The following is a 10,977-nucleotide window of genomic DNA, read 5'->3' as shown; positions in this document are numbered from 1 at the left end:
CCGTGCGCGAGGGGGCCGGCGACCCCGAGCAGGCCTGGAGCGAGGCCCTGCACGACGAGCCCGACAGCGGCGAGCCCGGCACGGTGCCCGGCCGGGTCGTCGCGGTCTGGGGCCCGGCCGGTGCACCCGGGCGCAGCACGGTCGCCACGACGCTGGCCGCCACCCTGGCAGCCCGGCGCCGGCGTACGGTCCTGGTCGACGTCGACCCCTGGGGCGGCTCGGTGGCCCAACAGCTGGGCGTCCTCGACGAGGTCTCCGGCCTCCTGGCGGCCGCCCGGCTGGCGTCCGGGGGAGTCCTCGCCGAGCGGTTCCCGACCGTCCTGCGCAGCCTCGGCCAGCACCTCGAGCTGCTCACCGGGTTGCCGCGGGCCGACCGCTGGCCCGAGGTCCGGGACGGGGTCGTCGAGGAGGTGCTCGACCTGGCCCGGCAGCGCGGCCACGTCGTCGTCGACACCGGGGCGCCGCTCGAGCGCGACGCGGCGGTCGACCTCGCGGGCCGCCCCGGCCGCAACGGCACCACCCTGGCCGCCCTGGCCGAGGCCGACGAGCTCGTGGTGGTCGGCACCGCCGACCCCGTGGGCCTGTCCCGTCTCGCGCGAGGGCTGGTGGAGCTCGCCGAGGAGACCGGCGGGCGACCGGTGCACCTGGCGGTCAACCGGATGCGGGCCTCGCTGGGCTGGTCGGCCGGGGACGTGGAGCAGATGGTCCGCGGCTTCGCCGAGATCGCGTCGACGACCTTCCTGCCCGAGGACCAGGCGGCCACCGACCGGGCCCTGGTCGCCGGCCGTTCCGTCGTCGAGGTCGGGGACGGGCCGCTCGCCGAGGCGGTGTGCCGACTGGCCGACGCCGTGCTCGGCGCGGACGCGGCGGACGCGACCGCGGGCGCCCCGCGGCGGACCCGCCGCGGCGCCGGAGGGCCGCAGGTCAGGCTGCGAAGAGCAGGTACAACCCGCCGGCGGTGAAGAAGACCATCGCCACGAGCATGCCGAGCTGACCGGTCAGGTGGTGCTTGGGCGGCAGCAGCCGCACGGCCCGGTCGTGGGCGGCGACGACGCCGACCACGTGGCCGAGCACGACCGCGATCACCTTGATGTTGGCCAGCAGGGTCGGGTGGTAGGAGAGCCAGTAGTTGACCGACCAGTCACCCGTGCCGAGGTAGTCCGCGCCCGTGGTGAGCGGGTCGCTGGCCTTGATCAGGGTGTCCTGGCCGACCTCGAACCAGTACGACAGGTAGTGGGCCACGATGTAGCCCAGGACGATCGGCACCACCGAGTGGGCGAAGGCGGCCGGCAGGGCACGGCGCGACTCTCCGGCGCGCACCCCGGTGAGCATCGACCCGACTGCGAGCACGATCCCCACACCGACGCAGAAGACCAGCAGCGCCAGGTTGTCGGCGAGCAGGCCCAGGTCGTTCTCGGTGATGAGGGAGTTGGTCTGCACGAAGCGGACCCAGCGTGCGGAGTCCTCGAAGGAGTCGAACGCGGTGCTGCCGAACAGCACGGCCACCACCGCCACCAGTCCGGGGGCGGGGACGATCGTGTTGAGGTTGGCCAGCGGGGACATCACCAGCAGGCGCCCCTCGCGCACGTTCCACGGCGAGAGCTTCCCGATGAGCGTGGAGTAGGCCTCGAAGGGGTCGGCCTTCTCGTAGAACTCGTTGCCGAACAGCGCACCGCCCAGCAGCATCACCGCGACGTACGCCGCGCACCACAGGCGCACCGGGCCGAGCTCGGTGGAGTAGGGGTAGACCAGCTCCAGCCACACGAACGCGAAGAGCCCGATCGCGGCCGGCCAGTAGCCCAGCCAGGTGGGGTAGCGCAGGATCCCCTGGTCGGGGTCGGAGCCGGAGATCTTGGCGAAGGCCAGGTTGATCGTGCGGACCGGGCTGATCGCCTTCCACACCGGGCCGAGCAGGACCGAGGCGAAGACCAGGCCCACCCACAGCCACACGTAGAACATCCCGAAGAACGGGTTGGTGAGCAGGTCCTCGCCGAAGACGGCCGCGAAGGCGGCGTAGAGGAAGACGACCATGCCCAGGACCCGCATGGCCACGGCCCAGCCGGTCGAGAGGACCAACGAGCCGAGCCAGGCGGGGGCCGGGCGCCCGTCGGCGGCGGCGTCGTAGCGCGGCCGCCGCCAGGCGAAGGCCAGGACGATGAAGGAGATGGTGAGCGCCGCGACCGCGCCGGCGATCGCCAGCTCGGGGGAGATCGGCAGGTCCTTCGCGCCGCCGATGCCGTGCATCGGCAGCAGGCCCGGCACCAGCGCGTTCGCGTAGGAGGCGAGTCCGGAAAGTGCGCCGGGCCCGGCCTGCAGCAGGGTCATGCTCAGGAGACCTGGAGCTGCACGAGGATCGCGTCGAGGTCGTGGGACTCCACCTCGACCACGCCCGGCTGCTCGACGACCATCGTCAGCTCGGTCTCGCCGACGCCGTACTCCAGCGTCAGCTCCTCGGTGGTGTGCGCGTGCAGCTCACCGGGCTCGTCGGCGCTCACGCGGAACACGATCTGCTGGCCGACCTCGGCCATGACGCGCTCGCCCAGAGGCGAGGCGGTGCCGTTCTCGAAGGTCATGTCGACCACGACCGCACCCTCGTAGGGGTCCTCGGTCTCCGCCTCGGTCGGCTCGCTCGGAGCCTGCGAGGGAGTGGCCTCGACGCTCGCCGAGGTCTCGGTGGCGGGCGGCTCGTCGACGGCGTTGCTGTCGTCCTCGGCGCCGCAGGCACCGAGGGCCAGCACGAGGCCGGCGACGAGGGGCAGGACACGCAGGGTGGAACGGGACATGTCTGACAGAATCTCACGCAGACCTGAGAGCGACCTGACCGGGCAGCGCTCCATGGGCCGACGAAAGGGACACCGATGAGCGAGCGGCTGCGGCCGCGGGACCTCGCCTTCCTGGCCGAGGAGACGCCGTCGACCCCCATGCACAACGCCACGGTCGAGATCTTCGACCCGGGCGACTCCGGGTTCGACTACGACCGGCTCGTGGAGCTGATCGAGGACCGGATCTCCTTCGTCCCGCGCTACCGCCAGCGGATCCAGCGGGTGCCGGGCCGGCTGGCCAACCCGGTCTGGGTCGACGACCCGCACTTCGACCTCGGCTACCACGTACGCCGCTCCGCCCTGCCCCGCCCGGGCAGCCTCGAGCAGCTGCAGGAGCTGGTCGCCCGGATCGTCTCCCGCCCCCTCGACCGCTCCAAGCCCCTGTGGGAGGTCTACTTCGTCGAGGGTCTGGCGGGCGGCCGGGTCGCGATGCTGTCGAAGTCCCACCAGGCGCTCGTCGACGGGGTCGCCACCGTCGACCTCGGCCAGGTGCTGCTCGACGTCGGCAAGGAGCCGAAGAGCCTCGGGGGCGACCTGTGGGCGCCGCGGCGGCTGCCTTCGCCGGGCACGCTGGCCGTCGGCGCGGTGCGCGACACGCTGCGCGACCCCCACGTGGCCGCCGACACCGTCCGCACCCGGGCGACCAGCCTGCTGCGGGTCGCCGACGCCGCAGCCGAGACGACCGGTCGCGTCGTCGGTGGCCTGACCGGTCGCCGCTCGGTCCGCGAGGGGCCGCTGGTCGGCACCCACGGGCAGCAGCGCCGCGTCATCTCCGTCTTCACCGACCTCGCCGACCACCGCGCCATCCGCGACGTCCACGGCGGCACCGTCAACGACGTCATCCTCGCCACCATCACCGGGGGCCTGCGCGGCTGGCTCATGACCCGTCACGAGTCGCTCGGCGGGCTGCGCCGCATCCGCGCGGTCGTGCCGGTCTCGGTCATCGACTCCGAGCTCGAGGCCACCTCGCTGGGCAGCCAGATCGCCGCCCACTTCGTAGACCTCCCGATCGGGGAGCCCAGCCCCGTCGTGCGACTGCACCAGGTCTCCTACTCCTTCAAGGTGCACAAGGAGACCGGCCGCGGCGTGGCCGCCAACCGGCTCGCGGGCATCGCCGGCTTCGCCCCCGCGACCTTCCACGCCATCGGGTCGCGGGTCGCCGCGGCCGAGGTGGGTCGCGGGATGCAGCTCAGCGTCACCAACGTCCCCGGTCCCCAGTCCCCGCTCTACGCCGCGGGCGCGCGGATGGAGGCGACCTTCCCGGTCCCGCCGCTGCCGCCGCACCACCTGCTGGCGATCGGCGTCACGTCGTACGACGGGGGCGTGGCGTACGGCATCACCGCCGACCGCGACGCCGTGCCGGACGCCGACGTGCTGGGCCAGTGCCTCACCGAGGCGCTCGCCGAGCTGCTCGACACCGCCAGCGGCAGCAGGCCGCGCGTCCCGCGGGGGCGCCGCAAGCCCGCCGCCCGCAAGGCCTCGGCGAAGCAGCCGTCGAAGCAGCCGGCCAAGCAGGCAGCCAGGACGACGAGCCCCCGGCCGACCGGCGGCTCGGGCCGCTCCACCGGCGGGAGGAAGCCGTGACGGTGCGCGCCTACGTCCCCGCGACCTTCGACCTGCTCGCGCGCTTCCACGAGGACGGCGAGGTCCCGACCGCCGGCGCCGTGGAGGCGGCCGACGAGTCCGAGGAGGCGGAGTACGCCGCGCTGCTCGAGGCCGCCGAGGCCTCCCACGCGATGAGCGGGGGCGGGCGCCGGGTCGTGGTCGTCGCGCTGGTCCCGCACATCGGAGCGGTCGCTGCGATGCGCGACGTCGCGGCCGTCCACGTCGACACCGAGGACGGTGCCGAGCCCGACGACGACCTCGCGTGGTTCGCCACCCAGGAGATCCCGCACCTCCTGGGCTGAACCCGCCGCGCACCAGCGCATGCGGCACCCTGCGCAGCGACCCACCCGGGGCCGCGACCCGCCGCTCGTGGGCCTCCGGACCGCCAGGATGAGTACTCGTGCTCTACCCGGCCGGTCCCGGCTCTCGGAGGATCGATCCATGACTGCCAGCGACATCCCCTGCCCGGCGTGCGACGAGCCGGTCCCGCCCGGCGCCCCCGCCTGCCCCGCGTGCGGCATCCGGCTGGTCGGCCAGGACGCCGCGCGGCTGTGGGAGGTCAACCAGCAGATCGCGGTGCTCAGCCGTGAGGCGGAGTCGCTGCTGGCCTCGATGCGCGTGCCCGCGCCGGCGTCGCCGGTGCCCGCCCCTGGGGCGCCCGGGATGCCCGGGACGCCCGGGACGCCCGGTGGCGCAGCCCACCCGGGTCCGTGGCAGCCGACGGCGTACCCCGTCGCGCCGCAGCCGTACCCCGTCGCCCCGCACCGCTCCGCCGGCCAGCAGCTGCTGCTCGGCTTCGGTGCGCTGCTGCTGCTCTCGGCGGTCTCGGTCTTCGCGCTGGTGGCGTGGAGCCTGATCGGCATCGCGGGCCAGGCCCTCATCCTGACCTGCGTCACGGTCGGTGCCGCCGTGTCCTCCCGCGCGGCCTCGACGCACCGGCTGCCCGCGGCGGCGCACACGGCGGCGGTCATCGCCGTCGGGGTGTCGGCGCTGATGGCCCTGGGTGCGTGGTCGCTGGGTCTCGCCGGGGCCGACGACCTCGCCTTCACCACCTTCGTCGCGCTCGCGGGACCAGTGCTGGCGCTGGTGTGGCTCGGCTACGACGCCCTCACAGCGCGGGTCTGGTCGGTGACGGGGGCGACCTCGGTCTACCTCCCGTCGGCCGTGCTCGCGCTCGGCGCCGCCGGGGCCGCGGCGGTGGACGCCGCCGGCCCGGGCGACGTGCTGCGGGGCGTCGGGCTGCTCGCGGTCGCGGGTGCGCTGGTCACCCTGGCCGCCGTCGTACGCCGGGTGCTGGACGCCCGCCGGGGCCGGCTCCCCAGCGTGACGGGCCTGGTGCTCGCGCTGGTGGTCGCCGCCGGCGCCGTGCTGCTGCTGCTCGCCACGACCTACGACCTCGACCGGGGCCTGGTCGACCGCTACGGGGCCGCCCTCGCCCTGCTGGTGCTCGGCGGGGTCCTGCTCACCGTGCCGGTCCGGGTCCTCACCGGGACGACGGTGCCGGCCGGGTCCGCACCTGCGGCGCCCGCCCCCGCCACCGCTCCCGGTCGGGTCACAGCCGCCTCCGCCTCCCGCCTGGCCGGAGCCGCCCTCGGCGTGCTGGCCGCGGGGAGCGTCCTGCTCGACGTGCCCGACCTCGGCTGGGCGGCGCTGTCGGTCGTGTCCTCGGTGGTGCTGGTCGTCCTGGCCCTGCGGTCCGCGCGGGCGGTCCTGGTGTGGTCCGCCGGCCTGCTCGCGCCCGGGGCGGCCGCCGTCGTGGTGTCCACCGTGGAGGGAGGTGCGCGCACCCTGGCCGACCTCCTGCGCGGGGACGTCGTGGAGCCGTGGGTGCCCGTCGCGCTCGAGATCGCGCTCCCGGCGCTGTGGGCCGCGGCCTGTGCGGTCCACCTGGTGCGCGCGCTCGTCGCCCAACCGTCCGTGACGATGGCTGACAGTGCCGGTGCCCCGGTGGTGGCTCCCGCGGCTGCGGGTGTCGTCCTCGGCGGCACCGTCGCCCAGTTGCTGGGCGTGTCCCACGGCACCTGGGAGTGGACCGTCCCGATCGGGCTCGCCTGGACGGTCGCGGCCCTCCTCCTGGCCCGCGCCGCGTCGGTGCGCACCACCCAGGACCCTCAGCCGGGCTGGTCGTCGGTGCACGCCGCGGCGCTGCTCGCCGCGGGCTATGCAGTGGTCCCGCCCCTGCAGCTGCTGGTCGAGGGCGCGGACGGGCGGGTCCAGGCGGCCGGCTGCTGGGTCGTGGCCGCAGCCGTCGCGTGGTACGCCTCCGCCCCCGGTCGCCTGGAGGCCGGGTACGTCGCCGCCGCCCTGGTCTCCGTGGGCAACGGCCTGCTCGTGTGGGAGCTGGGTGGCGACCAGGTCGAGCTGTACACGCTCCCGGCCGCGGCGGCCTTCGCCGTCCTGGGGGTGGCCCAGCACCGGGTCGCCCGGGCCGCCGACCCTGGCCGGCACCCGAGCACGATGCTCACGTCGGCGCCGGCCCTGGCGGTCGCGCTCGTGCCCTCGCTGCTCGTCGCCGTCACCGGCGACGAGGTCCTGCGACTGCTGCTCGTCGTCCTGGCCGGGATGGCGCTGCTCGTCCTCGGCGTCGCCCGCGCCCTCCAGGCGCCGGTGCTGCTGGGTGCACTGACGCTCGGCCTCGTGGCGCTCGTGCAGGGCAGTCCCTTCCTGGCCTTTGTCCCGGCCTGGGTGCTGCTCGCCTCCGCCGGCGCCGCGCTGCTGGCGATCGGCGTGCTGTGGGAGTCGGCGCTCGCGCGGGGTCGGCAGCTGGGTCGCTGGGTGCACGGGCTGCACTGACCCTGCACCGAGGTCGCCCCGACGCCGGGCGCGCCGCCCGGCCCGGCCCCGGTGCCCCTGGCCCGCGACCAGCGGCTTTCGCGCCCGCGGGGGGGCGCTCGCTAGGGTCGCTGGGCATGGACGCCATCAGCTTCCCCCCGGCTCCCACGAACGAGCCCAACCTGACCTACGCACCCGGCACCCCGGAGCGCGAGTCCCTGCGGAGCGAGATCGCCCGGCTCGAGGCCGAGCAGCGCGACCTCCCGGCGTACGTCGGCGGGCAGTGGCGCCCGGGCGGCGGCGAGGAGATCCAGGTCGTGCAGCCGCACGACCACGCCCACGTGCTCGGGACGACCCGCAACGCCACCACCGCCGACGCGCAGGCCGCCGTCGACGCCGCGCTCGAGGCGGCGCCGGCCTGGCGGGACATGCCCTTCGACGACCGGTGCGCGATCCTGCTCAAGGCCGCCGACCTGCTGGCCGGTCCGTGGCGGCAGCGGCTCAACGCCGCGACCGTGCTGGGCCAGTCCAAGACGGCCTTCCAGGCCGAGATCGACTCGGCCTGCGAGCTGATCGACTTCTGGCGATTCAACGTCCACTACGCCAAGCAGATCCTCACCGACCAGCCGATCGCCAACAGCCCGGGCATCTGGAACCGCACCGACCACCGCCCGCTCGAGGGCTTCGTCTACGCGATCACGCCGTTCAACTTCACCGCCATCGCCGGCAACCTGCCCACCGCCCCGGCGCTCATGGGCAACACCGTGGTCTGGAAGCCCAGCCCGACCCAGCAGCTGGCCGCGTCGCTGACGATGGAGCTGCTCGTCGAGGCCGGCATGCCGCCGGGCGTCATCAACATGGTCCCCGGCGACGGCCTGGCGGTGTCCGAGGTGGCGCTGCCGCACCGCGACCTGGCCGGCATCCACTTCACCGGCTCGACCCCGACCTTCCAGCACCTGTGGCGCACGGTCGGGGAGAACATCACCGGCTACCGCTCCTACCCGCGGATCGTGGGCGAGACCGGCGGCAAGGACTTCATCGTCGCCCACCCCTCCGCCGACGTCGACGTCGTGCGGACCGCGATGATCCGCGGCGCCTTCGAGTTCCAGGGTCAGAAGTGCTCGGCCGCCTCCCGGGCCTACGTCCCGCGCTCGCTCTGGGCCCGGTTGAAGGACGACCTGGTCGCCGAGACCGAAGCCATCTCCATGGGCGACCCGACCGACTTCTCCCACTTCATGGGCGCCGTCATCGACGCCCGGGCGTTCGCCAAGCACAAGGCGGCGATCGAGCGGGCGCACGCCACCGACGGCCTCGAGGTCGTCGCGGGCGGCACGGTCGACGACTCGGTCGGGTACTTCGTGCGGCCCACCATCGTGGTCGTCGACGACCCGGCCGACGAGATGTTCACGACCGAGTACTTCGGGCCGATCCTCGCGGTGCACGTCTACGACGACCGGGTCGAGGGGGGCTACGAGGCGGTGGTGCGCCAGCTGGAGTCGGTGTCGCCGTACGCCCTCACCGGCGCGGTCATCTCGCAGGACCGCGCGGCGGTCGCGTGGACCCGGGACGCCCTGCGCTTCGCCGCCGGCAACTTCTACGTCAACGACAAGCCGACCGGCGCGGTCGTGGGCCAGCAGCCCTTCGGCGGCGGTCGCGCGTCGGGCACCAACGACAAGGCCGGCGCGGCGGTCAACCTGCTGCGCTGGACCAGCCCGCGCTCCATCAAGGAGACCTTCGTGCCGCCGACGGACTACCGCTACCCCTACATGGGCTGAGCCCCCGCACGACTGCGCCACGACCACGACGACGGCCCCCGAGCAGTGCTCGGGGGCCGTCGCGTGCAGCAGGTGCTGCTCAGGCTCGGGTCACGCGGGCGGCAGGCACTGCGCCCCGGCGTACTGCGTGCCGTTGACGGTGATGTCGTAGTCGATGCAGATGCCCGCAGCGCTGGCCGAGCCGGCGGTGGCCACCGAGGCGCCGACGGCGAGCACGGGGGCGAGGAGGGTGACGGCGAGGAGTCGCTTCACAGGAGTGTCCTTCCGAGAGAGTGTTCCGAGAGGGCGGCGCGGACACGCCGCCGATCCCTCCAACGCCCCACCGTGCCCGAGGTCACGCATCCCCGGTCCTTGCGGCCCGCGGGGATGGTCCACCATGGACGAGTGACGTCCGCGCTGCTCTCGCTGCTCCACCTCGGTGCCCTGCACCCGGTCGAGAAGGGCCTCACACTGCTGTTGGCCTTCGGGCCGTTCGTGGTCCTCGCGGTCGTCGTCGCCGTACGCCGCCGGCAGGACGCGGCGGCCGAGCAGCAGCCGCCGGTCGACCCCGCCACGCCCGACGCTCCCGCAGACCCCAGGTCCACGACCGACTGAGTCCGCTGGTCCGGGGTCGAACCGGCGCATCCTTCCGGAACGTAGCGCCGGCTCGGCATCAACCCAGTCGGGCCCAGGCGCGGCGCAGCTCGCCCTCGACCGGGCCCCAGGCGCCGCCGACGGCCCGGCCCACGACGTCAACGAGCCGGTCGGGCAGGGCGCCGCCGTCGATGCCGATCGTGTGGCAGAGCGTCTCGGTCAGGTCGGGCGAGGTGGCCGCGACCGCGTGGTCCAGGCAGAACCGACGTCCGTCGACGGCGTCGTACGCCGTGTCGAGGCCGAGCGCGAGCGGCACGGCCATGAGACCGAGCAGCAGGCGGACCCAGCGGTGGAGCGGCACGCCCTGCTCAACGAGCAGGGCGCACCGGCGTCACAGCGGTCCAGACCCCCGGGCCGGGGGGAGTCATCGGGACAGGTAGTCCCGGCCCACCTTGTTCTCGGCCTTGAGCGCCTTGAGCAGCAGGTCGGAGATGAGGCCCTCGATCTTGCCGCCGACGAGCGGGATGCCGACCTTGACGGTGAGGTCGACCGTCTCGGTGGTGGTCCCGCCGCTCTCGACGACGGCGGCGGTGCCCTTCATCTCGCCGGGTTTGCCGGGGATGGTGACCTCGATGTCGGCACGGGTGCCGGTCCAGGACTCGCGCTGCACGATGTTCGCCTCGTCGCCGACGATCTTGGTGGCGAAGGACGGCAGGCCCTGGACGGACTGGAACTGGTCGATGACCACGTCCATGCCCGACGCCGTCTGCTCGACGGTGACGGTGCGGCGCAGGACCCGCTGGTAGTCGCAGACCTCCTCGCGGAACGCCGGGTCCGCCAGCATCGCCATGACCCGGTCGGCGGGCGCGTCGTAGGTCATCTCGTGCACGAGCCGCTTGCTCATCGCTGTCCTCCCAGCCACGCGGTGCCGGTGGTCTGCTCGACCTCCAGGCCCGCCTTGATGTTGTCGGCCATGAGGGCCTCGAGCTTGCCGCCGATGACCGGCACCTTGACCTTGACGTCGAGCTCGACGACCTCGGTGGTGCCGCTGCCGCGCGCCTCGAGCCGGACGGTGCCGGTGGCGGTCGTCGGCTTGCCGGGGGCCGTGATGGAGACTGTCCCGCCGGTGCGCGAGGTCCACTGCTCCTCGATGACGGCCGTCGTGGTGTCGCCGACGATCTTCTTCGCGATCGCGGGCAGGCCGGCGGTGTCCTGGACCTGCTCGCTCACGAGCGTGAACCCCGCGCCGTCCTCGGCCGGCCTCAGGTCGATGTCGTGGGAGACCACGCCCTGCTCCTCGCAGACCCTCGCGCGGAAGGCCGGGTCGGCCAGCATCGCGAAGACCTCGTCGGGCGGGGCGTCGTAGGTCAGCTCGTGTCGGAACTTCACGGCGCACATCATGCCGGGTCGGTGTGTGACAGGTTGGCCGA

At 74.1% G+C, this 10,977-nt stretch carries 12 protein-coding genes; 6 read left to right on the top strand and 6 right to left on the bottom strand.

Annotation, left to right across the window (positions count from 1 at the left end):
- Nucleotides 1–962 (top strand): CpaE family protein (locus Q1V71_RS10470; RefSeq protein WP_367280137.1); only part of this gene is annotated, 962 nt, incomplete at its 5' end.
- Here Q1V71_RS10470 and Q1V71_RS10465 read toward each other — a convergent pair.
- Nucleotides 925–2,325 (bottom strand): hypothetical protein, encoded by a 1,401-nt coding sequence (locus Q1V71_RS10465; RefSeq protein ID WP_300643585.1) that lies wholly within the window; start codon nt 2,323–2,325, stop codon nt 925–927. The genes Q1V71_RS10470 and Q1V71_RS10465 overlap by 38 nt on opposite strands.
- Before the next feature lie 2 nt (nt 2,326–2,327).
- Nucleotides 2,328–2,783, bottom strand: coding sequence for a hypothetical protein (locus Q1V71_RS10460; protein WP_300643583.1), 456 nt, complete (start codon nt 2,781–2,783; stop codon nt 2,328–2,330).
- Nucleotides 2,784–2,858: 75 nt separating this feature from the next.
- On the opposite strand from Q1V71_RS10460, the gene Q1V71_RS10455 reads away from it, so the two are divergent.
- The 4 genes from Q1V71_RS10455 (at nt 2,859) to pruA (ending at nt 8,974) form a co-directional block, all read left to right on the top strand.
- Complete coding sequence (locus Q1V71_RS10455) at nt 2,859–4,406, top strand: wax ester/triacylglycerol synthase family O-acyltransferase (protein WP_300643581.1); 1,548 nt, start codon at nt 2,859–2,861, stop codon at nt 4,404–4,406.
- Nucleotides 4,403–4,729: a hypothetical protein gene (locus Q1V71_RS10450; RefSeq protein WP_300643579.1), complete on the top strand. Its 327-nt coding sequence runs from the start codon at nt 4,403–4,405 to the stop codon at nt 4,727–4,729. The genes Q1V71_RS10455 and Q1V71_RS10450 overlap by 4 nt, the downstream gene beginning before the upstream one ends.
- A gap of 139 nt (nt 4,730–4,868) precedes the next feature.
- The gene (locus tag Q1V71_RS10445) at nt 4,869–7,220 is read left to right on the top strand and encodes a zinc ribbon domain-containing protein (RefSeq protein ID WP_300643577.1); all 2,352 of its coding nucleotides are present in this window, start codon (nt 4,869–4,871) and stop codon (nt 7,218–7,220) included.
- Between the two features lie 116 nt (nt 7,221–7,336).
- Nucleotides 7,337–8,974 carry an L-glutamate gamma-semialdehyde dehydrogenase gene (gene pruA / locus Q1V71_RS10440; RefSeq protein ID WP_300643575.1) on the top strand — a complete coding sequence of 546 codons (1,638 nt, stop codon included), beginning with the start codon at nt 7,337–7,339 and terminating at the stop codon, nt 8,972–8,974.
- Nucleotides 8,975–9,064: 90 nt separating this feature from the next.
- Here the strand turns inward: pruA and Q1V71_RS10435 are convergent, their stop codons facing one another.
- Nucleotides 9,065–9,226 carry a hypothetical protein gene (locus tag Q1V71_RS10435; RefSeq protein WP_300643573.1) on the bottom strand — a complete coding sequence of 54 codons (162 nt, stop codon included), beginning with the start codon at nt 9,224–9,226 and terminating at the stop codon, nt 9,065–9,067.
- Between the two features lie 132 nt (nt 9,227–9,358).
- Here Q1V71_RS10435 and Q1V71_RS10430 point away from each other — a divergent pair, with 132 nt between their 5' ends.
- Complete coding sequence (locus Q1V71_RS10430; RefSeq protein ID WP_300643571.1) at nt 9,359–9,568, top strand: hypothetical protein; 210 nt, start codon at nt 9,359–9,361, stop codon at nt 9,566–9,568.
- Between the two features lie 58 nt (nt 9,569–9,626).
- Here Q1V71_RS10430 and Q1V71_RS10425 read toward each other — a convergent pair whose 3' ends face one another.
- The 3 genes from Q1V71_RS10425 to Q1V71_RS10415 all read right to left on the bottom strand — a co-directional run bounded on the left by Q1V71_RS10425 (nt 9,627) and on the right by Q1V71_RS10415 (nt 10,936).
- Entirely contained in the window at nt 9,627–9,908 is a 282-nt protein-coding gene (locus Q1V71_RS10425; RefSeq protein WP_300643569.1) for a hypothetical protein, read from the bottom strand.
- A gap of 63 nt (nt 9,909–9,971) precedes the next feature.
- The gene (locus tag Q1V71_RS10420; protein WP_300643567.1) at nt 9,972–10,451 is read right to left on the bottom strand and encodes a DUF2505 domain-containing protein; all 480 of its coding nucleotides are present in this window, start codon (nt 10,449–10,451) and stop codon (nt 9,972–9,974) included.
- Nucleotides 10,448–10,936 carry a DUF2505 domain-containing protein gene (locus tag Q1V71_RS10415; RefSeq protein ID WP_300643565.1) on the bottom strand — a complete coding sequence of 163 codons (489 nt, stop codon included), beginning with the start codon at nt 10,934–10,936 and terminating at the stop codon, nt 10,448–10,450. Before Q1V71_RS10415 ends, Q1V71_RS10420 begins: the two co-directional genes overlap by 4 nt.
- Nucleotides 10,937–10,977 lie beyond the last annotated feature (41 nt).

This window comes from Nocardioides sp., from assembly GCF_030149505.1.
Classification (GTDB): Bacteria; Actinomycetota; Actinomycetes; order Propionibacteriales; family Nocardioidaceae; genus Nocardioides.
The sequence above is the reverse complement of the archived record's forward strand: the minus strand, read 5'-3'. Positions and strand labels throughout refer to the sequence as shown.